This window comes from Pseudomonas sp. KBS0707 (genome assembly GCF_005937945.2).
Lineage (GTDB): Bacteria > Pseudomonadota > Gammaproteobacteria > Pseudomonadales > Pseudomonadaceae > Aquipseudomonas > Aquipseudomonas amygdali.
The window spans coordinates 5,620,972-5,645,357 of sequence record NZ_CP041754.1 but is presented as its reverse complement, the minus strand read 5'-3'; the positions used below and the strand labels follow the sequence as shown (position 1 = coordinate 5,645,357).

Here is a 24,386-nt window from a genome sequence, read left to right as displayed (position 1 = left end):
GCCCATAACGCTCCGTGGGCCACGTCAGATTGCGAGCTCGCCCCTCCGGCCCAGGTTTCATCCACCTTCCCCGGCCGGGGGCTTTTTCGCAGTGTTCCGTCATTCAGTGCGTACGAGGAAAGCCCCACCATGTCGCGTCTTAACCGTTTTCTGCGGCGCCTGCTTCTGGGTGTTGCACTGTGCAGTGGCTGGCAGACTGTGCTGGCGACGCCGACCCACGCCTTGACCGTCTATGGCGAGGCACCGAAATACCCGGCTGGCTTCCAGCACTTTGACTACGTCAACCCGAACGCCCCCAAAGGCGGTTCACTAAGCCGCTCAGCGGAAGAAATCGGCCAGTTCAACTACCTCAACCCTTATGTCGATCAGGGCATCAATGTGGTGCAGGTCGATACCTGGGTTTACTCACCATTGGCTTATCGCTCGCTGGATGAGCCGTACACCGTTTATGGATTGATCGCGGAAAAGATGGAGATGGACCCGAACGGTCTGTGGATTCGTTTTTTCCTCAACCCCAAGGCGCGCTTCGAGGACGGCAAGCCCGTCACCGCCGAAGACGTGCGCTACACCTTCGAGCTGATGACCACCAAGGCCAGCTTCAGCTATCGCCCCATGTTCGCCGACGTCAAACAGGTGACCATCGAGGGGCCGCTACAGATTCGCTTCGACTTCAAGAACAACCTCAACCGCATGCTGGCGCTGGACATTGCCAGCCTGCACATTCTGCCCGAGCACTGGTGGAAGACCCGCGACTTCGCCAACGGCGGCGGTTTCGAGCCACCGCTGGGCAACGGGCCCTACCGGGTCGCCAAGGTCGATGCCGGGCGCAGCGTGGTCTTTGAACGGGTCAAGGACTGGTGGGGCAAGGACCTGCCAGTCAGCCATGGCCTTTACAACTTCGACACGCTCACCGTGAACTACTACGGCGACACGGAAATCGCCCGCCAGCTGCTGCAGGCCGGGATGTTCGACTACAACCGAGAGTTCTCCTCCTCCGGCTTTGTGGTCGGCTACAGCGGCCCGGCGATTGACGATGGGCGTCTGCAAAAGCGCATTCTCGCCCGGCAACGCCCGGTCGCCGCGCAAGGTTTTGTTTTCAATCTGGACAACCCGATCTTCAAAGACCGCCGCGTGCGTGAGGCGCTGTCATTGCTGTGGGATTTCGACTGGATCAACCGCCGGGTCATGCGCAATTTCTACGTGCGCGAACAAAGCTACTTTCCGAAAAGCGACATGGCTGCTACCGAGCTGCCGACCCCGGCCGAGCTGAAGATTCTCGAACCCTTGCGCGGTCAGGTGCCGGACGAGGTTTTCACCACGGTGTATCAGCCGCCGAAAACCGACGGCAGCGGTTACATCCGTGACAAACAGTTGCAGGCCCTCAAGCTGCTCGCCGAGGCGGGCTGGCACCCGAAGAACAACAAGCTGGTGAACGCCGCTGGCGAGCCGATGGTGTTCAGCTTTCTCGATGGTCAGGGTGGTTTCGATCGCCTGATTCTGCCCTTCAAACGCACGCTGGCGCAGATCGGCATCACCCTGGATTTCCTGCGCATCGATTCGGCGCAGTACATCAACCGGCTCAATGCGCGGGACTACGACATGATCGTGGTCAGCCTGCCGAAAAACGGTAATCCGATCATTTCCCCTGGCCGTGAGCTGTACAACCTGTACGGCTCGCAAAGCGCCACCGAAGTGGGCAGCTCCAACGCGATGGTGCTGCGCAACCCCGCGGTGGATACGCTGATCGACGGGCTGGTGAGCGCCAATACGCGCAACGATATGGTGCTCTACGCGCGGGCGCTGGACCGGGTCCTGCAATGGGGCTACTACATGATTCCCAACTACTACTCCAAGGGCACGCCACTGGTGTTCGCCAACCGTTTCGGCATGCCTGATGTGGCACCGACCTATGACGTTGGTCTGGAAACCTGGTGGCAGATCAGCCCGACCCCGCTGACCAACGCTCAGGCTGCTGCATTGACCGGCAAGCCCGCCGCTGCCAAGGAGTACTGAAATGCTGGCTTATGTGATTCGACGCCTGCTGCTGATCATTCCCACGCTGCTGGCCATTTTGATCGTCAACTTCCTGATCGTGCAGGCCGCCCCCGGTGGCCCGGTCGAGCAGGCCATTGCGCGCATTCAGGGTTTCAGCCCCAATGGTGTTGGTGGCGGCGGTGGCGAAGTAGCCGCAAGCGGCACCGCCAGCCGCAGCACGCGCGGGCTCGACCCGGCGCTGATCGAGCAGATCAAGGAACACTACGGTTTCGACAAACCGATGCACGAACGACTCTGGCTGATGCTCAAGAATTACGCACAGCTGGACTTCGGCACCAGCTTCTTCCGCGGCGCGCCGGTCACCGAACTGATTGCCCAGAAGCTTCCGGTGTCGCTGTCACTCGGGCTTTGGGCGACGCTGATCACCTACCTGATTTCCATCCCGCTCGGCATTCGCAAAGCGGTGCGGCATGGCAGTGCGTTTGATGTCTGGAGCAGCACGCTGGTGATCATCGGCTACGCCACGCCCGCGTTTCTGTTCGCCATTCTGCTGATTGTGGTGTTCGCCGGAGGCAGCTACCTGAGCTGGTTTCCGGCGCAGGGTTTGTTCTCGGAGAACTTCGACAGCCTGAGCACCTGGGGCAAGGTGAAAGACTATCTGTGGCACCTGGTGTTGCCGGTCAGCTCACTGGTGATCGGCGGGTTCGCCACGCTGACCATCCTCACCAAGAACAGCTTCCTCAACGAAATCAGCCGCCAGTATGTGGTCACGGCCCGCGCCAAGGGCCTGACCGAGCATCGCGTGCTGTACGGCCATGTGTTTCGCAACGCCATGCTGCTGGTCATCGCGGGCATTCCGCAGGCGTTGATCGAAGTGTTTTTCGCCGGCTCGCTGCTGATCGAAACCATCTTCGGTCTCGATGGGCTGGGGCGCATGAGTTACGAGGCGGCGGTCTCGCGGGACTACCCCATCGTGTTCGGCACGCTGTTCCTGTTCACGCTGTTCGGCCTGCTGATCAAACTGATCGGTGACCTGTGTTACACGCTGGTCGACCCACGCATCGACTTTTCCGCGAGGAGCGCCTGATGTTCGAGTTCTCTCCCCAGACCCGGCGCCGCTTCGACCTGTTCAAGGCCAACCGTCGCGGTTGGTGGTCGCTGTGGATCTTCATCGGCCTGATGCTGGTCTGCCTGTGCGGCGAGCTGATCGCCAACGACAAGCCGCTGCTGGTCAGCTACGACGGGCAGATGTATTACCCGGTGTTGCGCACCTACATGGAAACCGATTTCGGCGGCGAACTGCCCTTCGAACCGGACTATTCAAGCGACTACGTGCGCAAGCTGATCGCCGCCAAAGACGGCTGGATGCTGTTCGCACCGATCCCGTTCAGCTACGACACCATCAACTACGACCTGGACGCGCCCTCGCCCAGCCCGCCCGACGGCACTAACTGGCTGGGCACTGACGAGCAGGCCCGTGACGTGCTGGCACGTGTGCTGTTCGGCGCGCGAATTTCCATTCTGTTCGCGCTGCTGCTGACCGCGATTAGCACGGTGATCGGTGTCTGCGCCGGGGCCATTCAGGGTTACTACGGCGGCATGACCGACCTGATCGGCCAGCGCATTCAGGAAATATGGTCGGGTTTGCCGGTGCTGTATCTGCTGATCATCCTGTCCGGCTTTGTGTCACCGAGTTTCTGGTGGTTGCTGGGCATCATGGCGCTGTTCTCCTGGCTTTCGCTGGTGGACGTGGTGCGTGCCGAGTTTTTGCGCGGGCGTAATCTTGAATACGTGAAAGCCGCCCGCGCACTGGGCCTGACCGATGCCGCGCTGATGTGGCGGCACATCCTGCCCAACGCGATGACCAGCACCCTGACGTACCTGCCGTTCATCATCACTGGCGCCATCGCCACGCTCACCGCGCTGGATTTTCTCGGCTTCGGCATGCCCGCTGGCAGCGCTTCGCTGGGCGAACTGATCGGCGAGGCCAAGCGCAACCTGCAAGCGCCCTGGCTGGGGCTGACCGCGTTCGTAGCGCTGGCTCTGATCCTTTCTCTGCTGGTGTTCATCGGCGAAGCCTGCCGCGACGCGTTTGATCCTCGGAGCTGACATGCAAGACAACCTGATTGAAATTCGCGACCTGCGGGTCGCCTTCAACGGCCATGAAGTGGTGCATGGCGTCAGCCTCGACATCCGCCGTGGCGAGTGCCTGGCGCTGGTCGGCGAATCCGGCTCTGGCAAGTCGGTCACTGCGCATTCGATTCTGCGTCTGTTGCCGGCGAAAACCGTCAGCACCCAGGGCTCGATTCGCTATGACGGGCTTGATCTGGTCCACGCCAGCGACAAGCAATTGCGCAGCCTGCGTGGCAACCGTGTGGCGATGATTTTTCAGGAGCCCATGAGCTCGCTGAACCCGCTGCACACGGTCGAAAAGCAGATCGGCGAAATTCTCGTCAGTCACAAGGGCCTCAAAGGCAAGGCCGCGCTGAGTCGCACCCTGGAGCTGCTGGAACTGGTCGGCATCCGCGACCCGCTGTCACGTCTCAAGGCATATCCGCATCAACTGTCGGGTGGGCAGCGCCAGCGCATCATGATTGCTATGGCACTGGCTAACGAGCCCGACTTGCTGATCGCCGACGAGCCGACGACCGCGCTGGACGTGACCGTGCAGGTGAAGATTCTGGAGTTGCTCAAGTCCCTTCAGCAGCGGCTCAACATGTCGTTGTTGCTGATCAGCCACGACCTCAATCTGGTGCGGCGCATCGCTCAGCGGGTCTGCGTGATGCGTGAGGGCGAGATCGTCGAGCAGGCCGATTGCCAGACGCTGTTCGACAATCCGCAGCATCCTTACAGCCGCTTGCTGATCAACGCAGAACCAGACGGCGAGCCGGTGCCGTCCACGCACAGCAACACGCTGTTGTCGGTGCAGGACCTGAAAGTCTGGTTTCCGCTGGGCAAAGCCTGGTTCAAGCGCGAGCCGCAGTATGTGAAGGCGGTGGATGGGGTGAGTTTCGAGCTGCTCAAGGGCAAGACACTCGGGATTGTCGGCGAGTCCGGCTCGGGCAAATCAACCCTGGGCCAGGCGATTTTGCGTCTTGTCGATTCAGAGGGCAGCATCCGTTTCGGCACCAAGGAGCTGAGCCTGCACAGTCAGCACCTTATGCGCCCGTTGCGTCGTCAGTTGCAGGTAGTGTTTCAGGACCCGTTCGGCAGCCTCAGCCCGCGCATGACCGTGGAGCAGATCATCGCCGAGGGGTTGGTGACGCACAATATCGGCACGCCGAAAGAGCGTGAGCAGACGGTGATCCGCGTGTTGCAGGAAGTCGGGCTGGACCCGGCCACCCGGCATCGTTACCCGCACGAGTTTTCCGGTGGCCAACGCCAGCGCATTTCCATCGCCCGGGCGTTGGTGCTTGAGCCGGATCTGATCCTGCTCGATGAGCCGACGTCAGCGCTCGACCGTACGGTGCAGAAACAGATCGTCGCCCTGCTGCGTGACCTGCAAATCCGTCATGGCCTGACGTACCTGTTCATCAGCCATGACCTGGCGGTTGTCCATGCGCTGGCGCATGACCTGATTGTGATCAAGGACGGTAAGGTGGTCGAACAAGGCCCGTCCCGCGAGATCTTCGCCGCGCCGCAGCAGGCCTATACTCAGGAACTGCTGCGTTCTTCCGGGCTGGTGTTTGCCTGAGCCTGGCCTTAAACGTTACGAGTGAAAGCTCTGGCCCAGTGCCTCCAGGCGTATGGCCAGCGGCGAAAGGCTCTGGCTGCTGGTCGCCAGCACACCGATATTGGCGGCGGTGTGCTCGGCGATGGTCTGCACCGAACGTAATTGATCGGCGATTTCCCGGCTGGCGGTGGACTGCTGTTCAGTGGTCGTGGCAATCAGACCGTTAAGCTGGGTGATATGCCCGATACCTTCACCGACTGCGCGCAGGGATTCCGACGCGCGCTGGCTGTTTTCCACACAACGCCCGACGCCTTGCAGGCTGTCGTTCATGGCTGTAGCGGCCTGACGGCTGCCCCTTTGCAGGTCTTCAATGATTGTCTGGATTTCCTTGGTCGACGACGCTGTGCGTTGCGCCAGATTGCGCACCTCGTCGGCCACCACGGCAAAGCCCCGGCCCTGCTCTCCGGCTCGTGCAGCTTCAATCGCTGCGTTCAGCGCCAGCAGGTTGGTTTGCTCGGCAATACTGCCGATCACGTCCAGCACCTTGCCGATCTGCTCTGACTGGTTGGCGAGTGCCTGCACGGTTTCATCGGTGGTGTTGATGCGCGCGGCAAGCTGAGTGATTTCGCTCTGCGCACGGTCGACGCTGTCGCGTCCGTGAGCCACTTGATCGCTTGCATCACCGGCACGCTGCACGGCTTGCGCAACATGGCTGGAGATATCGTTCATTGCATCACCCATGCGCTGCATTGCGCCGGTCATGCGGGCGATCTCGCTGAGTTGATGCTGCGCCCCGGTTTCCAGCGTACCGCTGGCCTTGGCAAGGTCATGATCCAGCTCGCCGAGCCCGCGTGTGTCGCGCACCACGCCGTCGACAAGGCTGGTGATCTGCTCCAGAAACTGCTCGAAACGTTGCGCCAGCGGCACGCGTTTGGCCGAACGCTCGCTTGTCTGGCTATTGGGCGAAAACTGATTGGTGGTGGCCAGCATTCGATCGAGCATGTCCTGATTCTCGACCGCTTCAGCCTGATTCTGCACGGCCAGATAGACCAGAATCGCGCTTTCTACAACGACGTACACCGCATGCACCATTACCATGCTCCAGCCGCCGCCGTGGTGCATGACGTAAACCGGGAAGCCTGCATGCTGCAAGGCGTGGAAACCGATATGGTGGATGGCAATGGTGACGGCAGCGACCAGAATCGGCAGCCAGTCACGGTAGAAGGTCAGCACGGCGAGGAAGACGAAGATGCCGAAATGTATTTCGATCAGCCCGTGCGCCTGATTGATATGCAGCGCGGCCATGACCATCAGGCCTACACCCACACAGCAGCGCATCAATCGGGTGCCGCCGATGGCACGATACAGCCCGGTCAGCACCACCGCGGTGCCGCCACCGACCACGACTGCCTGGGTGAAGGTGTCGAACCAGAACGCCAACCCGAGCGCGTAGATGAACAACAGCCAGATCAGACCCAGCATGATCCGGTCGGCCTTGCGGTAATGGTCCAGGAAACGAGGGGCTACGGGCATCGAACACATCCTTTTGAAATCCATGGCGACAGGGGGCCCCGTCGGTTTTCAGATCTGCACGAGCAAAACCCCGGCCAACGTGCCAGCTGGATGGTGGCCTCGTGCCATAAATTCAGAAATGGATTATTTACCCGGTGTTGAGGCGCGATTATGGAGCGGGCATCCGTTGGTAGCAGGCCGGACCTCTTCGCGGACAAGTCCGCTCCCACCACATCAATCGGTGATCCTGGTCCTGGACTCCTGGACTCCTGCACTCCTGTGGGAGTGGACTTGTCCACGAAGGCTGATCATCAAACACCGAATGATTCATTGAAATTACATGCTGTAAAGCATTACTCAGCTGCTCCACGTGCCACGCACTAAAGTTCACCGGTGAAGTGATTTCAGGGGCAAGGGAATGCATGTGTACTCTGCGTCAAAACGTTTACGTACAGGCCGATATTCCGCAATAGGCCAGATATATATGGTGACTTCAGTGACACGAGGACGCGAACCGGTATTCGCCGATGTTCGTCTCGGGCGTTTGCTGGTTCGAGAGCTGGGACGATGCGAAGAGCAGGAACTGGTCAAGTCGCTTGCCTGGGTCGTAATGCCTGACCACTTTCACTGGCTTTTTGAGCTCAAAAAGAATGATCTGCCCATGTTGATTCAACAACTTAAAGCACGCAGTTCGATAGCCATCGGAAAAATCAGAGTACATCCCGACACCTTATGGCAGTCCGGGTATCACGACCAGGCTGTGCGCAACGAACAGGCCATGGTCGGTCTGGCTCGCTATATCGTCGCAAACCCGCTACGCGCAGGACTGGTCAAGAAGATAGGAGATTATCCACTGTGGGATGCGATATGGGTTTGAACCACACATCAACGCAGTGAAATTTCTTTACGCCGTTTCAATGGCGCAACAGTTTGCGCAGTGGCACGCCGTCTTTCATGACCGGGGATTTGATGACGATGTAGCTGAAGTACTTGGAGATGCCGATGTTCTTGTCCAGCAGCTCTTCGATCACTTCCTGATAGTGCTGAATGCTGCGGGTCATGAAGCGCACTAGGTAGTCGTAGCCGCCGCTGATCAGGTGGCACTCCAGGACTTCGTCAACGTGACGGATGTTGGCTTCGAATTTGGCGAAGTCTTCGCGCTTGTGGTCGCTGAGGGAGATTTCCGTGAACACGGTGACCGATTCGGTGATCTTGGCCAGATTGAGGTGCGCCTTGTAGCTGGAAATGTAACCTGCCGACTCAAGACGTTTGACGCGCTGCAGGCAAGGGCTCGCGGAAAGCCCGACGGCGTCGGCCAGGCTGACGTTGGTCATGCGCCCGTCTTTCTGGAGTTCTACCAGGATATTGATATCAATCCGATCCAGTTTGACCAAGCCTTCCATTACCTACCTCTTGTATTGCCATTCACGGTGCCTACCTTCTAGCAAAATCAGCGCCGTAAAGACAGCTGATGCTGAGCGACGAGATCGGCCATGCTGTTGATGCACAGGTCGGCAGTGCATGGCTGACGGTGCTGTTCGCGGCTGCGGCGGATCAGACACAGCCCACCGGTGCCAAGCGCCGAGGCGGGCGGGCGAGACACAAGAAGCGTTTCACGCGGTTCCAGATCCATCCCGGCGAGCCAGTCCGGATTGTCCAGCGGGTGAGTGGTCAGGGACAGCAGGCTGTCAGGTTCAAGCCCCAGCCGTTCGCACAGGATGCCGCGATCCTGCAGGTCCCGGTCGGCGTACACCAGCAGCCGATAGAACTTGCGCAGGTAGAGCATCGCGCCGGGTGCATCCTCGAACAGCGTCCAGTTCGGCACGGAACGGGCGAAGGTCATACCTTCTTCCCAACTGGCCTTGATGCCAAGGCGCTCTGCCAGTTGCCGGTGCGCGAAGCACAGCAGGCCGCTGAATCCCAATTCGTCGAAGCGCGGATAGAGCGTGCGTACAACATCATCGAATTCGGTCAGGACCGAGTCTTTATCCGGTGTGTTCAGACCGTTTTCCAGCAACGGCTGCAACGCCGCCCAGACACCCGAATCACGGTCCACCAGAACCTCGTCGCAATCGATCAGCAGTGCGCGGTAATCAATAAGCCCCATGGCAGGCAACGTCTCCATTCAACAATGATCCCCAGCGCTGGTGGTCGCAGCGTCTCGCGACAACCGCGACCACGTCTACGCTCAGCTGGACTTCAATACTCGTGCCAAGGCGGCATCGAGAATGGTCAGTGCTTCATCGATCTGCTGCTCTGTGGTGACCAGCGGTGCGAGGAAACGCAACACGTTGCGGTACACACCACACTTGATCACCAACAGGCCGCCAATGCGTGCCTGATCAATGATCTTCTGATTGAGATCAGCGTCCGGGCTACGTGCGGCGTCGTTCTTGACCAGTTCCATGGCGAGCATGAAGCCGGTGCCGCGCACGTCGCCGATGCAGGTGTAACGGTCCTTGAGCTTGAGCAGACCGGCACGCAAATGTTGGCCCAGCTGCTCGCCACGCGCGAGCAGATTGTCCTGCTCGTATGTGTCGATCACCGCCAGTGCGGCGGCGCAGGACAGCGCATTACCACCATAAGTGCCACCCAGACCGCCCGGAAGCGGTGCATCCATGATCTCGGCACGACCGACCACGCCTGACAGCGGCATGCCGCCCGCGAGGCTCTTGGCAACCGTCACCAGATCAGGCTGGATACCCGAATGCTCGAAACCGAACCATTTGCCGGTCCGCCCGAAACCGGACTGGATTTCATCGACAATCAGCACGATGCCGTGTTGCTCGGTCAGCGCACGCAAGGCCTTCATGAACTCCACTGGCGCAGTCAGGAAGCCGCCATCGCCCTGCATCGGCTCGATCAGAATCGCCGCCACACGCTCCGGTGCGACCTGAGTGGCCAACAGCTCGTGCAACGCCGCCAGCGCGACTTCGCTGGTCACGCCGCGATACTCGTTCGGGTACGGCGTGTGGAACACTTCGGGGGCCATAGGGCCGAAATTCTGTTTGTACGGCTGGCTCATGCCGGTCAGCGTGGTGCCAAGCAGCGTACGGCCATGAAAACCGCCGCGGAACGAGATGATTGCCGGGCGATTAGTGTGGGCGCGGGCGATTTTCACCGCGTTTTCGACCGCTTCGGCGCCGGAGGTGAAAAGCACGGCCTTGTGATCGATGCCGCTCTGGCCCGCGATGAGATGGCTCAGGCGTTTGGCCAGGTCCAGATAGGGCTGATAGGACGCCACCTGAAAGCAGGCGTGGGTGACTTTGGTCAGCTGCGCCTGAATCGCCGCGACCACGTTCGGGTGGTTGTGGCCGATGTTCAACACGCCGATACCGCCGACGAAATCCAGATAGCGCTTGCCATCGACGTCCCACAATTCAGAACCCTGTGCCCGGTCGATGACCAGCGGGTGGGCCGTGACAATCCCGCGCGGCACGAACTGATCGCGCTGGCGGAGCAGATGGGGGGGTTCGTCGACTTTGCTGTTCATGGTTATACCTGTCGTGGGCCTGGCAGCCGACGGGGTGGCTGCGATGCTGTTCAGGTTAAGCGTTCAGCGAAATGATCTACGCCGAACTTGCCCTCTCAGATGTCCAGATCAACTGTTTTTCGCCTCGCAAACGGCAGATTCCTTCATGCCTTGCGAGCACCACGCAATCTGCCGGGCAACGCTGCTTTTCAGTCATGCCGGTGCTCTGCAAAAGGCTGTTTCGACAGATCCTGCTTCCGACTTGCGGCATGATGGGGCTCCACTTTCACACTCAGGAAATGCCCATGCCCGCCCTGCTCTACAAAGCTGACCCCGCACGCGCCGAACGCTGGCGTGTCCTGTTTGCCGAGCATGCGCCGGACATTGAATGGCGTGTGTGGCCGGATATCGGTGACCCGGCCGATATCCACTATTTGGGGGCCTGGCTGGCACCTGATGATCTACAGGAGCTGCTGCCCAACCTGAAGGTGCTGTTCGCCTTGTCTGCGGGCGTCGATCAACTGGACCTGAGCCGTATTCCCGAGTCCTTGCCGGTGGTTCGTCTGCTGGACCCCGGCATCAGTCATGGGATGTGTCAGTACGCGTCTTTGGCGGTACTGAGCCTGCACCGGGAAATGCTGCGTTATCGGCAGCAGCAGGTCGAGGGCGTCTGGAAAGCTCATCCGCTGGTACCGGCGCACAAGCGTCGCGTGGGTGTGATGGGGCTGGGCTTGCAGGCGCAGCATATTCTGTCGACCCTCAAACCATTCGGTTTCGAGCTGTCGGGCTGGGCGCGTAGCGAGCATCAGGTAGAAGGCGTGACGTGTTATGCGAGTGAAGGACAGCTGAGTGCGTTTCTTGGTCAGTGCGACATTCTGCTGTGTGTGTTGCCGCTGACCGGGCAAACCGAAGGCATCCTCAATCGCCAGCTTTTCGAGCGCCTGCCCCAAGGTGCAGCATTGATCAACATGGGCCGTGGCGGGCATCTGGTGGAAGCGGACCTGCTTGAAGCACTGGATAGCGGCCAATTGAGCGCTGCGGTGCTGGATGTACTGCAACAGGAACCGGCACCGGCTGATCATCCGTTCTGGCAACACCCGAAGATCATGCTGACACTGCATGTCGCGGCCATCACCCAACCGGAAAGCGCCTTTCCTGGCCTGCTCGATAACATTCGCCGCTTTGAGCGTGGTGAAGCGATGCAGGGGCAGGTGGATCGCGGCCAGGGTTACTGATGCGTTGGATTATCGTTCCCCACGCTCCGCGTGGGAATGCAGTTCTGGACGCTCCGCGTCCGATCTTGAGCGTGCTGTGCTCTGTGGATTTGTGACGCGGAGCGTCACGACCTGCATTCCCACGCTGGAGCGTGAGGAACGATAATCTCAACTATCGTGCCGACGCTCCGCGTTGGTACGCCGTTCTGAACGCTACAACCCCCCCACATGAAACGCCTTTACTTCCAGGTATTCATCCAGGCCGTAGCTGGAGCCCTCGCGGCCCAGGCCGGATTGTTTGACGCCACCGAACGGGGCGACTTCCATGGAGATGATGCCGGTGTTGAGGCCGACCATGCCGAACTCCAGCGCCTCGCCGAAACGCCATGAGCGACGCAGGTCCTGGGTGAAGTAGTACGCGCCAAGGCCATAAGGCGTGGCGTTGGCCAGTGCCAGCGCTTCGGCTTCGTCGGTGAAGCGCATCAGTGGCGCAACAGGCCCGAAGGTTTCTTCGTTGGCCAGCAGCATGCCCGCATGGGTTTCGCCCAATACCGTTGGCTGGACGAATTGACTGGTGCCATCGGGACGGCCGCCATGCAGCAACTTCGCGCCCTGGCTCAGCGCATCATCAATGTGCCGGGTAACCTTGCTGACCGCCGCCGGGTTGATCAGCGGGCCAATGGTCACGCTCTCTTCCAGGCCGTTGCCGACCTTGAGTTTGCTCACTTCCTCTACCAGCCGTGCAGCAAAACGGTCGTAGATGCCGTCTTGTACCAGAATCCGGTTGGCGCACACGCAGGTCTGCCCGGCGTTGCGGAATTTGCTGAGCATGATGCCCGTCACCGCCTGTTCCAGGTCCGCGTCGTCAAACACGATGAAGGGCGCGTTGCCGCCCAGTTCCAGGCTCAGACGCTTGATGTGTTCGGCGCTCTGGCGCATCAGCAAACGGCCGACCGGGGTCGAGCTGGTAAAGGAAATCTTGCGCACCACCGGGTTGCCGGTCAGTTCTTCGCCAATGCCTGCGGGCATGCCGGTGATGACGTTGAACACACCGGCAGGAATACCCACACGCTCGGCCAGTACCGCCAGCGCCAGCGCCGACAAAGGCGTGAGGTCCGATGGCTTGACGATGATCGGGCACCCGGCAGCCAAGGCTGGCGCGCACTTGCGGGTGATCATTGCGTTGGGAAAATTCCACGGGGTGATTGCGGCGCACACACCCACCGGCTGCTTGAGAGTCATCAAACGGCGGTCTGCGCTGGGCGCGGGGATGGTTTCACCGTAGGAGCGGCGCGCCTCTTCAGCGAACCATTTGACGAAGCTGGCGCCATAGCGGATCTCGCCGCGTGATTCGTTCAGCGGCTTGCCCTGCTCAAGGGTCATGATCAGCGCCAGGTCTTCGACGTTATCGAGCATCGCCTGATGCCAGCGCTCCAGCAGAGCGGCGCGCTCGGCAGCGGGACGTGCGCGCCAGGCGGGCCAGGCACGATCCGCAGCTTCGATGGCGCGACGGGTTTCAAGGCCATTCAGGGCCGGAACCTGCGCGATCATTTCGCCGGTCGCCGGTCGCCGGGTCGCTGATGGTCAGCGTTGCACCATTGTCAGCGCTGATCCATTGCCCATCGACGTAGGCGCGGTCTACCAGCAGGCTGGGGTCTTTCAACTGATTCTTGAGCATGGTCGAGTCCTGTTTCGGGATACCTGCCAGTCTAGGCAGGCGCCGCAGTCCAGGATGCTGAAAGCAGGATAACGGCAGCGTCCGATGCTGAAATTTGCCCTCGGACGGCAGCCTCTACTGCTTTAATGAGCCCAGCAGGGTTTGCAGAAAGCGCTCACCCGCGTTCATCTGGCTCTCCTCGATAAACTCATCCGGCTTGTGTGCCTGCTCGATAGAGCCTGGCCCGCACACCACCACCGGCACGTTGAGCCGCCCGGCGAACAGACTGCCTTCAGTGCCATAGGAGACCTTGATGTGCTGAGTGCCCGGTTCGGCAAATGCATGCAGCATGCGCACTGCTTCAACACTCGGATGAGTCTCCAGTGCCGGGTATTCGTTCATCACTTCGATTTCGATAGCGGCCACGCCCGACAATTGTTTCGCCTCGCGTACCAGCACTTCGGCGCGCTCGCGCAGTTGCTCCAGCAGCACGTCGGGATTGTCGCCCGGCAGGTTGCGGTATTCGAATTCCATGGTGCACAGGTTGGGCACAATGTTCAGCGCCTTACCGCCATCGATACGGCCGATGTGCACGGTGCTGTAAGGAATGTCGTAACCCTCGTCACGCGCGCCTTGTTGCTCGATCTGCTTCTGGCTCTTGCGCAGCTCGGCGATGAAATCGCTGGCCAGATGAATCGCGTTGACCGCTCTGGGTGCCAGCGACGAATGCGCCTCCTGGCCTCGGCAGAAGGTGCGATAGGACGCTTTTCCCTTGTGCCCTACGGCAAACTGCATCAGCGTCGGTTCGCCTACCACACACAGGAACGGGCGTACCGGTGCCAGATGCAGGACGTCGAGCAGACGCCGCACGCCGACACAGCCGATCTCTTCATCATGGGACAGCGCCAGTTGCAGCGGACGGATCAGGGTCGTGTCCGCGGCATCGAGCATCGCGTCGATGGCCAGGGCAATGAAACCCTTCATGTCGCAGGTGCCACGGCCGTAGATGCGCCCGTCGCGCAGGGTCGCCTGAAACGGCGGCATCGTCCACGCCTGGCCAGCAGCAGGAACCACGTCGGTGTGCCCGGAAAGCAGCACACCCGGCACATCACGCGGGCCGGTGCTGGCGAACAGGTTGGCCTTCTTGCCGGTCTCGTCCTTGACGATCAACGACTCGATGCCTTTGCTGGCCAGCAGTTCACGGACGTATTCGATCAGTGCCATGTTCGGCTCCGACGACACGGTGTCGAAGGCGATCAGGCGTTTGAGAATTTCCAGGGCGCGGGGGCTCATGAGGCTTTACTCGCTTGTTCGGTAACGATTTCAAAACGGCGAATGTCGAACGGGCTGATCGAGGTGCTGGTGGTGCCGGTGCTGATCAGTTCAGCCATCACGTCGCCCACGCCCGGACCGAGCTGGAAGCCGTGACCGCAGAAGGCAAATGCATAGAACAGGCCATCGACCTTACCGCTGCGGCCCATCACTGGCAGCGAGTCCGGCGTGTAGCCTTCAATGCCGCTCCACACGCGGATGATGTTCAGGTTGCCGACACCGGGCAACAGCCGACGCATCTGCTGCACCTGATTAATGATGCTGCGCGGCTCGACGTAGGCGCGGCGGTTGACCATGTCCGGCTTGCTGCGAAAACCACCGCCGATGACGATGTTGCCACGTGCGATCTGCCGAAAGTAGATCACTTCGTGAGGGATTTTGGTGAACACGCCGATGACGGTCGGCAGCGCATAAGGCACCGGTTCGGTCACAGCCATCTGCGGGCCATTGGTTTCCAGCGGTACGGGCTCGCCAAACTGCGCCGAGAGTTTTTGCCCCCAGGCACCTGCGGTGATCAATAATTGATCGGCAGTGAAAATGCGCCCGTCAGTGGTAGTGACTTCAAATTCGTTACCGACCTTTTCCACATGGGCCACTTCGGTACGCTCTTCGATGCGCGCCCCGGCACGAATCGCTGCGCGCGCAAAAGCCGGTGCAGCCAGACGTGGGTTGGCGTGGCCATCGTGAGGCGCGTAGGAGCCGCCCTTTACGTCCGGCCCGAGAAACCCGAAACGCTCGTGCAGTGCCTTGCCGCTGTAGATTTTCAGGTCCAGCTCACGGGCTTCCGGGGCCGCTGCATAAGCTTCCAGCTCAGCGATTTCATCCTCGCGATAGCAGACGCGCATGTGCCCGCTGGGCAGAAACTCCAGGTCTTCGCCGATCAGCTCAGGCAACCGCTGCCACAGTGCTCTGGAGCGGTTGGCCAGTTCCAGCTGACCGAGGTGCCGACCTTGGCGCCGTACGTTGCCGAAGTTGACGCCGCTGGCGTACTGGCCGATCACGTCGCGCTCCAGCAGGGTCACCGACTTGCCGCGCTGACGCAGAAAAAACGCCGACGCCGAGCCCATGAAGCCGCCACCGACAATCAGCACATCCACTTTCGGTTGTTTCATGAGGCCACCTCGTCCACCAGCATCGACAGCGGTTTCACGGGTGCCTGCCCGCGCTGACGACCGACCTGCTCGACCGGCACACCGGCCTGGGCAGCGATTACTTCGGCACCGGCCTGCGAGCAATAACGCCCTTGGCAACGGCCCATGCCAACGCGACTGAAAGCCTTGGCGCGGTTGACTTCGCATGCGCCTTTTTCACGCACCACGCCGCGCAATTCACCGGCGCTGATCATCTCGCAGCGGCAGACAATCGCTTCATCGGGCAACGCAGCTGCCTGGGCAGCAGGCCAGGGAAACGCTTCGGTCAGCCCGACACGGAAGCGGTCCATGACCTGCAGATTCTTGCGCACCTCTTCGCGGCGCGAGTTATCCACAGGCCGGCCAAGATCGTCCAGCAACGCCATTGCCGCCAATCGCCCTGCCTGTTCGGCGGCATCGGCACCACGGATTTTTGCGCCGTCGCCCGCTGCATAAACGCCGTTCACCGAGGTGCGACCGTCTTCGTCGACCGCCAGCACCCATTGCCCGGACGCGTCGTCGAAACGCAGTTGGCATCCGGCCAGGTCAGCCAGTTGAGTTTCCGGGCGCAGGTGATAACCCAGCGCCAATGCATCGCAATCGACGGTCAGCGAGTTACCGTTGGCGAGCTTCACGCGCACGCCGGTCACACCGTCCTGCTCGCTGCCGATAATTTCTTCGGGCTGCACGCCCAGGTGCACCGGCACTTTAGCGCTGTACAACTGGGCCAGCAGTTTCATGCCGTTGAACAGCAAGCCAGGGCGCGCGAGCAATTTGGGCATCGCGCCGATGCGCTTGCTGAACGGCGAGGTGTCGAGCACAGCGGCCACATCGGCACCGGCTTTGACGTACTGGCTGGCGACCAGATAAAGCAACGGTCCGCTGCCCATGAACACCACGCGACTGCCAATCGAGACCGATTGCGACTTGAGCGCGATCTGTGAGCCGCCCAGGCTGTAGGTGCCTGCCAGTTGCCAGCCCTTGATCGGCATAAGCCGGTCGGTGGCCCCGGCACACAGGATCAGTGCGTCGTATTCCACCACGGTATGCACGCCCTGGCTGGCACAGCACAGCTCGCCATGCGTGAGGTTCCAGGCCAGTGTGTCGGGGCGATAGTCGATTTGTGCGCGCAGGCGATCAAAGCTTTCGTGCAGGTCACGCGCCTTGGCTGCTTCGGTGCCATACAACGCTGAATAATCGCGCTTGAAGCCTTCTGGCTGACGGCGATAGATCTGCCCGCCGTCGCGCCGGTTTTCGTCGATCAGAATCGGTTTGATGCCCGCCGCCAGCAAGGTTTCGGCGCAACGGGTGCCCGCTGGGCCAGCGCCAATGATGACGACTCTCGGGCTGGCAGGGTTCTGAACGTCTAACCGTGAAGAAGTGGCCATTTCGCCTCCGGTTGGGTGGTGACGATATCGAGTCCGTCGCGGACTTCGTTGGAGCAGGCGCGCAGGCGCTCGCCGTTGCGGGTCCAGACCCAGCAATCCTGACAGGCGCCCATCAGGCAAAAACCGGCACGACGTCCGGAGTCGAACTCGGACTGGCGCAGCGTGGCTTTGCGGGTCAGCAACGCCACCATCAAGGTGTCGCCCTGCAATGCTTCTATGGGCGCGCCATCGACCATCAGGCTCACAACCGGGCGATCACGTTCGCCCAGTCTCACAAAACGGCCACTCATGCGTAGGCTCCCACGGTCACAGGATTAAGGTTTTCTTGCACCGCCTGCAGCTCGTCGCTGTCGCGATGGCAGAGGATTTCGCTGCCGCCTGCGATCATGCGACGGCTCGGGGCAGTCTTGTTGCACAGGCCTTCGACACGTGCCGGGCAACGGTTGAGGAAGGTGCACAGTTCGGGGTTGCTGGCCGGGGCGCTGATGGGTGGCAGCTTGCCGCTGGTCACACCACAGGTTTCCAGCCAGCCCTGACGCAGTTCCGGCACTGAGTGCACCAGCAGGTCGGTGTACGGATGGAATGGCACACGGCTGAACGCTTCGCGGCTGCCCTCTTCGACCTTGTGGCCGCTGTACATCACCACTATGTCGTCGCACAGCGCGCGGACGGTGGAAATGTCATGGCTGATGAACAGGTAGGAAACACCCAGCTTGCGGCGCAGTTCGCCAAGCAGTTCAAGGATGCACGCGCCCACCACGGTATCCAGCGCCGAGGTCACTTCATCACAGAGGATCAGGTCCGGCTTGGCCGCCAGCGCGCGGGCCAGGTTGACACGTTGTTTCTGGCCACCCGACAGTTCGTTGGGGCGCCGCTCTGCCAGTTCACGGGGCAGGCGCACCAGGTCCATCAGTTCGTCGATGCGATCGCGCAGGGCTTTGCCCTTCAGGCCGAAATACATCTTCAGCGGGCGCGCCAGAATTGCGCTGATGCTGTGCATCGGGTTGAGCGCGGTGTCGGCGTTCTGGAACACCATCTGGATGCGCCGAAATTGCTCTTCGGTGCGTCCCGCCAAGGTGCCGGACAAGTCGGCACCGTCGAATGTCAGGCTGCCGTGCGCCGGGTCCAGAAGACCGGCGACCACACGGGCCAGGGTCGACTTGCCCGAACCGGACTCGCCGATCACGCCAATGGCCTGGCCACGGCGAATGGTCAGGTCGATGTCTTCCAGCACGCGAATCATCGGCATGCCTTGCAGGTTCTTTTTGCCGTAGCCTGCAGTCAGGCCCCTGATGGTCAGCAACGTGCTGTCCTTGACCACCTCGCTGGCCGGTTTCAGTACTTTGTCGGGCCGCGCCGCTGCCAGCAGGCTGCGGGTGTAGGCGTCTTCCGGGCCTTTGAGCAGCGCCGCAGTGCTGCTCTGCTCGATAATCCGCCCGCCATTGAGCACCACGATCTGATCAGCCATCTGCGCCACGACGGCAAGGTCGTGAGAGACATAGACCGCCGTCGCACCGCGCTCGCGCACCACCCGCTTGAAGGCGCGCAGCACGTCGATCTGCGTGGTGACGTCCAGCGCCGTGGTCGGCTCGTCGAGGATCACCAGCAACGGGTCGCTGATCAGCGCCATGGCTGCCATCACGCGCTGCAACTGACCGCCCGAAACCTGATGCGGGTAACGCTGGCCGATGCTTTCCGGGTTGGGCAAGGCCAGGTCGCGGAACAGCTCTACGGCCTTGGCTTGCAGGTCTGCACGACTGCCCAGACCATGAATCAGCGCGCCCTCGATAACCTGATCAATAAGTTTTTTTGCCGGGTTGAAAGCCGCCGCGGCACTTTGCGCGGTGTAGGAAACACGGTTGCCGCGCAGGCCCTGCAACTGGCTTTCGGGCAGGCTGAGCATGTCGTGCTCGCCCACCTGAACCACACCGCCGGCCAGTTTGCAGCCGCGTCGGGCATACCCCAACAGGGCCAGCGCGATGGTGGTCTTGCCGGAACCGGACTCGCCGATCAACGCCAGCACTTCGCCTTTTTCCAGCGCGAAGCTGACGCCTTTGACGATTTCCAGCTCGCCCTGATCGCCATCGGCAACCACGCGCAGGTCTTGCACACGAATCAACTGGCTCATTTTCAATGCCCTCCCGAGCGGCGACCGCGCCGTGAGGCGAGCCGGTCGATGAACAGGTTGACACCGATGGTCAGCGTGCCGATGGCCAGCGCAGGTATCACGATGGCCGGCGCGCCCTGACTCAGTCCGCCGATGTTCTCGCGTACCAGCGAACCAAGGTCGGCATCGGGCGGCTGCACACCAAGCCCCAGAAAGCTCATGCCGCTGAGCAGTAACACGATGAAGCCAAAACGTAGCCCCAGGTCGGTCATGACCGGGTTGAGCATGTTCGGCAGAATTTCACGGCAGGCAATGTAGATACGACCCTCGCCGCGTGTGCGCGCCACTTGCACGTATTCCAGCGCTTCGATATTCACCGCCAGGCTGCGCGCGATACGAAACGCTCCCGGCGTGTAGCTCAATACCGCCGTACAGATCAGCAGCACCTCGGACGAGCCGAACGCCGAGACCATGATCAGCGCCAGCATTTTGCTGGGGATCGAGATGAACGCGTCCATCAGGCGGCTGATGATTTCGTCCAGCCATTTTGGCGCGACCACCGACAACAGCGCGCAAAGCGTGCCGATGCCGCTGGCCAGCACCGCCGAAATCAGCGCCAGGCCCACCGTGAAGCGCGCGCCGACCAGCACCCGGCTGAGCATGTCGCGGCCCAGGTAATCAGTGCCGAACGGATAAAGCGCGCTCATGTTTTCAAACATGTTGTCGGAAACCACTTCGCCGACAGCATGCGGCGCGAGCCAAGGACCGAACAGCGCGACCATCAGCCAGATGAAGCACACCGTTGCGCCCAGCAGGCCAAGCCATGAGGTGGGGCGGGACGCTTTTTTGCGCAGCACCGGTGCCGGCGCTTCAGGCGTCGATTTCGCAATGAATTGAGTCATTGGGTTCTCAGCCTCGGATTGGAAAGAATTGCACACAGGTCGGCCATCAGCACCAGACCCAGGTAAGCGGAGCAGAACAGCATGGTGCAGCCTTGAACCAACGCCATGTCACGGTTGGTTACAGCATCGACCATCAGGCTGGCGATGCCGGGATAGTTGAAGATGGTTTCAACGATAACCACCCCACCCAGCAGGTAGGAAAGGCTCAGCGCCACCGCGTTGACGATCGGCCCGATAGCGTTGGGCAAGGCGTGGCGCAGCACGATACGCACCGGGCTGACGCCCTTGAGGCGGGCCATTTCCACATACGGGCTGTCCAGTTGGTCGATGACCGCAGCGCGGGTCATACGCGCCATTTGCGCCACGATCACGCAGCACAGCGTCATCACCGGCAACGCGTAAGTGCGCATGAATTGCCACGGCGAGCTGACGTCACCGCCATACGACAACGCCGATAGCCAGCCCAGGTTAACGGCGAAAATCAGCACCGCCAGGGTTGCCACCAGAAATTCGGGCACCGCCACCAGGGTCAGCGTGATGAAACTCAGCGCACCATCAAGGCGGCTGCCGCGGTACATCGCTGCGCCAATGCCCAGTGCCAGCGCTAGCGGTACCGAGACCAGCGCGGTGGTTGCCGACAGCATCAGGGTTTTCGGAAAGCGCCCGGCAATCAGCTCGGACACCGGCATCGCGTTGGACACCGACTCACCGAAGTTGCCGCCGAGCAGGTTGGTCAACCAATGCAGGTAACGCACCACACCTGGCTGATCCAGGCCCAGCTTTGTACGCAATGCGGCGACCTGTTCAGGCGTCGCGAATTGTCCAAGGGCCTGTTGTGCCGCGTCTCCAGGCAACACCGCCGTAATGGCGAAGACCACGATGGAAACGATCAACAACGTCACGATCGCCGCGCCGAAGCGCTGCACGATCAACCAGAGTGTGTTGCTATTCATCTGCATCCTCCTGCTCGGTTCAGCGTTGCATTTACGCGTCCAGCCAAACCTGCTCGCTGAACATGTAGCCCATGAAGCCGCCCAGCGGGTTGCTGGAATAGCCCTGAACGCGCTTGTCCACGCCGTCGATGTTGCTGATGAACACGGGGATGCCGATGCCGCAGTTCTGGCTTACCAGGGTCTGCATGTCGCCGTACATTTTGGCGCGCTTGGCGTCGTCGGTTTCCCCGCGGGCCAGCAGCAGCAACTGGTCGAACTGATCGTTTTTCCAGCCGGATTCGTTCCACGGTGCCGAGGACTGGAAGAACTGCGAGAAGATCACGTCGGCGTTCGGTCGCGGGTTGATGTTGCCGAAGCTCAGCGGGTGCTTCATCCAGTGGTTGGACCAGTAGCCGTCGCTTGGCAAACGGTTGACGTTGAGGGTCAGCCCGGCCTGTTTGGCGGACTGTTGCAGCAGCACGGCGATGTCCACCGAACCCGTGGCGGCAGGCGATGCCGCGACGGCCATGGTGATCTTTTCCATGCCGGCTTTCTTGAGCAGGAATTTGGCTTTTTCCGGGTCGTAGGCGCGCTGTGGCAGGTCGGCGTTGAAATAGCGCGATCCCGGCGAGATCGGATGGTCATTACCCACGCACGCGTAGCCACGGAACACCGCCGATTTGACCTGTTCACGGTCCAGCAGGTACTTCATAGCCTCGGTGAATTCCGGGCTCTTGCCGGGCATCTGGTCCTGACGAATGATCAGGTCGGTGTAGTTGCCGGACGGTGCATCGACCACGCGGTGTTTGGCGCTGGCGGCAATGCGTGTGGTGGAGCGCGGATTGACCTCGTTGATCATGTGTACGTCGCCGGAAAGCAGCGCGTTGACCCGCGATGGCTCGTCGCTGATGGCGATGAATTCGATCTCGTCCAGGTACGGCAGGCCCGGCTTCCAGTAGTTGGGGTTGCGTGCACTGACCGAGCGCACGCCAGGGTTGAATTCCTTGACGGTGAACGGCCCGGTGCCGATGCCTTTGCTGAAGTCGGTGGTGCCTTCGGGCACGATCAGCAGGTGTGAAACGGCGAGGATCGACGGCAGCTCGGCATTGGGCGAACTGAGGGTGATCTGCACTTCCAGCGGGCCGGTGGCCTTGATCTCGGAAAACTGTGCCATCAGTGGCAGGACTTTCGAGCCAGTGGCCGGGTCCTTGTGGCGCGACAGGGAGAACACCACGTCGCCAGCGGTCAGCGCCTTGCCGTTGTGGAAGGTCACGCCTTGGCGCAGGGTAACGGTCCAGACGATCGCGTTGTCGCTTTCGATCTTCTCGGCCAGCTCCATGTGCGGCACCAGATGACTGTCGAAACGGGTCAGGCCGTTGTAGAACATGAAATGACGCACGTAGTCGGTAGACAGCGCGCCTTTGGCCGGATCCAGCGTGTCGGCGGTAGAACTGGACATGCCGGCAACGCGAATGCGGCCGCCCGGCTTGCCTTTGACAGGGGCATCCGCGTCGTCGGCAAAGACCTTGCCGGCCGCGCCGAACAGGCTGGTGGAGCCCGCCGCAACCACACCTGCAACACCCAGCATGCGCAACGCATCGCGCCGCGACAGGCCACGATTGAGACCTTTGAAAACCCGCAGGCTGTCTTGGCCTGTGATCAACGCGGAGTCGGTTTTGTTATCAGCCATATCAGTTCTACCTGTCGAAAAGGGGAAATTCCGAATTGCTCACGGTTGGCCGGAGCGTCCTTCAAACACACACGACGACGGTTAAACAAACACTCAGTGGCGGCTGTCCTGGTAGCGGTAATACGCGCCTACCAGCGGCAGAAACCATGGCTTGCCGAAGTGGCCGGGAATGGCTGGCCAGCTCAGGTCCTTCCACGGATTGGCCTGTGCCTTGCCTTCCATGACGTCGGCCATCATCCGCCCCATGTGCACTGACATCTGTACACCGTGGCCGCTGTAACCCATCGAGTAGAAGACCCCGTTGTGTTCGCCTGCACGCGGCAGACGGTCCGAGGTCATGTCCACCAGTCCGCCCCAGCAGTAGTCGACCTTGACGTGTGCCAGTTGCGGAAACATCTGCACCATGGCCGCCTGCAGTACCTTGCCGCTCTTGGCGTCGGAGCTGCTGTTGGACATGGCGAAGCGCGCCCGCCCGCCGAACAGCAGGCGGTTGTCCGGCGTGAGGCGGAAATAGTTGCCGATCAAACGGCTGGTCACGTAAGCGCGCTGGTGGGGGAACAGTTGGTCGATCAGCGCTTGCGGCAACACTTCAGTGACGATGACGAAACTGCCGACCGGCACGATGCGCCGGCGATACCAGCCCAGTCCGCCATGCTGGCAGGCACCGGTCGCCAGCAGCAGCTGGCCGGCCTGGATCGAGCCCTTCGAGGTGTTGACCACAAAGCCGCCACGGTTGGCCTTCCAGTCCTTTACCGTTGCGTTCTGATAGACCCTTGCGCCATGACGCACCGCCGCGTCGGCGAGACCCAGACCGAAACGTCCGACATGCATCTGTATGCCGTTGCGCTGCAGCAGGCCGCCGTGAAACTCGTTCGAATCGATTTCGGCGCGCACGTCCTGGGCGGACAGCAGCTCGACGTCAGCATCGACTTCACGGCGGATCAGCTCGCAGGTGCGCGCCAGTCCTTCGTAATGCCCTGGCTTGGCCGCCAGCTTGAGCTTGCCGTTACGCTTGATGTCGCAGGCGATGTTTTCCTGCTCGATCACGGTCACGACGCTCTGCACCGCGCTTTCGTAAGCCTTGTAATACTCGCGTGCCTGATCGGCACCCAGGGTTGCGCTCAGCGACGCGTAGTCCTGAGCCACGCCGGTATTGCACTGTCCGCCGTTGCGGCCCCGATCACCCGGCCTGCTTCCAGAACCACCACGCTGGCACCTTTCAAGGCCAATGCACGCGCCGCCGCAAGGCCGGTGAAACCGCCACCGACCACTACCACGTCAGCCTGCCCCTCCACTGCGCCGTCCTGCGCGCCGGTAAAGCCTGGAGCCGTATCGAGCCAGTAAGACTCACTGCGCATCTCGTTCCCCTTGTCACTCATCGA

General features: G+C 61.1%; 18 protein-coding genes and 2 pseudogenes. 6 read left to right on the top strand and 14 right to left on the bottom strand.

Translation table 11 applies throughout. The annotated features are described in order from the left end of the window. Nucleotides 1-129 precede the first annotated feature (129 nt). Genes FFH21_RS27225 through FFH21_RS27210 form a run of 4 tightly spaced genes read left to right on the top strand, consistent with a single transcriptional unit; the run spans nt 130 to nt 5,689 of the window. On the top strand, nt 130-2,013 hold the full coding sequence (locus FFH21_RS27225) for an extracellular solute-binding protein (protein ID WP_041924678.1): 1,884 nt from the start codon (nt 130-132) through the stop codon (nt 2,011-2,013). 1 nt (nt 2,014) lies between these two features. After that, nucleotides 2,015-3,082, top strand: coding sequence for a microcin C ABC transporter permease YejB (locus tag FFH21_RS27220; RefSeq protein ID WP_005745742.1), 1,068 nt, complete (start codon nt 2,015-2,017; stop codon nt 3,080-3,082). After that, nucleotides 3,082-4,104, top strand: coding sequence for an ABC transporter permease (locus FFH21_RS27215; RefSeq protein WP_004663151.1), 1,023 nt, complete (start codon nt 3,082-3,084; stop codon nt 4,102-4,104). Before FFH21_RS27220 ends, FFH21_RS27215 begins: the two co-directional genes overlap by 1 nt. Before the next feature lies 1 nt (nt 4,105). After that, nucleotides 4,106-5,689: an ABC transporter ATP-binding protein gene (locus FFH21_RS27210; RefSeq protein WP_011169865.1), complete on the top strand. Its 1,584-nt coding sequence runs from the start codon at nt 4,106-4,108 to the stop codon at nt 5,687-5,689. A gap of 15 nt (nt 5,690-5,704) precedes the next feature. On the opposite strand, the gene FFH21_RS27205 is transcribed toward FFH21_RS27210, so the two are convergent. Then, nucleotides 5,705-7,201 carry a methyl-accepting chemotaxis protein gene (locus tag FFH21_RS27205; RefSeq protein WP_011169864.1) on the bottom strand — a complete coding sequence of 499 codons (1,497 nt, stop codon included), beginning with the start codon at nt 7,199-7,201 and terminating at the stop codon, nt 5,705-5,707. Nucleotides 7,202-7,598: 397 nt separating this feature from the next. On the opposite strand from FFH21_RS27205, the gene FFH21_RS27200 reads away from it, so the two are divergent. After that, nucleotides 7,599-8,057: a transposase gene (locus FFH21_RS27200; protein ID WP_011169863.1), complete on the top strand. Its 459-nt coding sequence runs from the start codon at nt 7,599-7,601 to the stop codon at nt 8,055-8,057. Nucleotides 8,058-8,094: 37 nt separating this feature from the next. On the opposite strand, the gene FFH21_RS27195 is transcribed toward FFH21_RS27200, so the two are convergent. From FFH21_RS27195 to gabT, 3 genes are all read right to left on the bottom strand, one after another. Beyond that, a complete protein-coding gene (locus tag FFH21_RS27195) occupies nt 8,095-8,583 on the bottom strand; it encodes an Lrp/AsnC family transcriptional regulator (RefSeq protein WP_002555947.1) in 489 nt (162 codons plus the stop codon). 47 nt (nt 8,584-8,630) lie between these two features. Continuing rightward, nucleotides 8,631-9,287, bottom strand: coding sequence for an HAD family hydrolase (locus tag FFH21_RS27190; protein WP_005782377.1), 657 nt, complete (start codon nt 9,285-9,287; stop codon nt 8,631-8,633). Nucleotides 9,288-9,368: 81 nt separating this feature from the next. Then, nucleotides 9,369-10,673, bottom strand: coding sequence for a 4-aminobutyrate--2-oxoglutarate transaminase (gabT, locus tag FFH21_RS27185; protein ID WP_004659571.1), 1,305 nt, complete (start codon nt 10,671-10,673; stop codon nt 9,369-9,371). Between the two features lie 284 nt (nt 10,674-10,957). Here gabT and FFH21_RS27180 point away from each other — a divergent pair, with 284 nt between their 5' ends. Next, nucleotides 10,958-11,887 (top strand): glyoxylate/hydroxypyruvate reductase A, encoded by a 930-nt coding sequence (locus FFH21_RS27180; protein WP_041924677.1) that lies wholly within the window; start codon nt 10,958-10,960, stop codon nt 11,885-11,887. Between the two features lie 192 nt (nt 11,888-12,079). On the opposite strand, the pseudogene FFH21_RS27170 reads toward FFH21_RS27180, so the two are convergent. The 10 genes and pseudogenes from FFH21_RS27170 to FFH21_RS27125 all read right to left on the bottom strand — a co-directional run bounded on the left by FFH21_RS27170 (nt 12,080) and on the right by FFH21_RS27125 (nt 24,362). Continuing rightward, nucleotides 12,080-13,544 (bottom strand): annotated as a pseudogene (locus tag FFH21_RS27170) (NAD-dependent succinate-semialdehyde dehydrogenase). A gap of 114 nt (nt 13,545-13,658) precedes the next feature. Next, nucleotides 13,659-14,816 carry an acetylornithine deacetylase gene (gene argE, locus FFH21_RS27165; protein ID WP_004663163.1) on the bottom strand — a complete coding sequence of 386 codons (1,158 nt, stop codon included), beginning with the start codon at nt 14,814-14,816 and terminating at the stop codon, nt 13,659-13,661. Beyond that, nucleotides 14,813-15,967 (bottom strand): FAD-binding oxidoreductase, encoded by a 1,155-nt coding sequence (locus FFH21_RS27160; protein ID WP_004659574.1) that lies wholly within the window; start codon nt 15,965-15,967, stop codon nt 14,813-14,815. Before FFH21_RS27160 ends, argE begins: the two co-directional genes overlap by 4 nt. Further along, entirely contained in the window at nt 15,964-17,373 is a 1,410-nt protein-coding gene (locus tag FFH21_RS27155) for an NAD(P)/FAD-dependent oxidoreductase (RefSeq protein ID WP_004663167.1), read from the bottom strand. Before FFH21_RS27155 ends, FFH21_RS27160 begins: the two co-directional genes overlap by 4 nt. Next, nucleotides 17,352-17,663: a (2Fe-2S)-binding protein gene (locus tag FFH21_RS27150; protein ID WP_002555955.1), complete on the bottom strand. Its 312-nt coding sequence runs from the start codon at nt 17,661-17,663 to the stop codon at nt 17,352-17,354. The genes FFH21_RS27155 and FFH21_RS27150 overlap by 22 nt, the downstream gene beginning before the upstream one ends. Further along, nucleotides 17,660-19,501, bottom strand: coding sequence for an ABC transporter ATP-binding protein (locus FFH21_RS27145; RefSeq protein ID WP_004659575.1), 1,842 nt, complete (start codon nt 19,499-19,501; stop codon nt 17,660-17,662). Before FFH21_RS27145 ends, FFH21_RS27150 begins: the two co-directional genes overlap by 4 nt. A 2-nt stretch (nt 19,502-19,503) precedes the next feature. Beyond that, complete coding sequence (locus FFH21_RS27140) at nt 19,504-20,382, bottom strand: ABC transporter permease (protein ID WP_004659576.1); 879 nt, start codon at nt 20,380-20,382, stop codon at nt 19,504-19,506. After that, nucleotides 20,379-21,335, bottom strand: a complete 957-nt coding sequence (locus FFH21_RS27135) for an ABC transporter permease (protein WP_002555958.1) — start codon at nt 21,333-21,335, stop codon at nt 20,379-20,381. The genes FFH21_RS27140 and FFH21_RS27135 overlap by 4 nt, the downstream gene beginning before the upstream one ends. 31 nt (nt 21,336-21,366) lie before the next feature. Continuing rightward, nucleotides 21,367-23,004: an ABC transporter substrate-binding protein gene (locus FFH21_RS27130; protein WP_011169859.1), complete on the bottom strand. Its 1,638-nt coding sequence runs from the start codon at nt 23,002-23,004 to the stop codon at nt 21,367-21,369. A gap of 93 nt (nt 23,005-23,097) precedes the next feature. Next, a pseudogene (locus FFH21_RS27125) lies at nt 23,098-24,362 on the bottom strand (NAD(P)/FAD-dependent oxidoreductase). Nucleotides 24,363-24,386 lie beyond the last annotated feature (24 nt).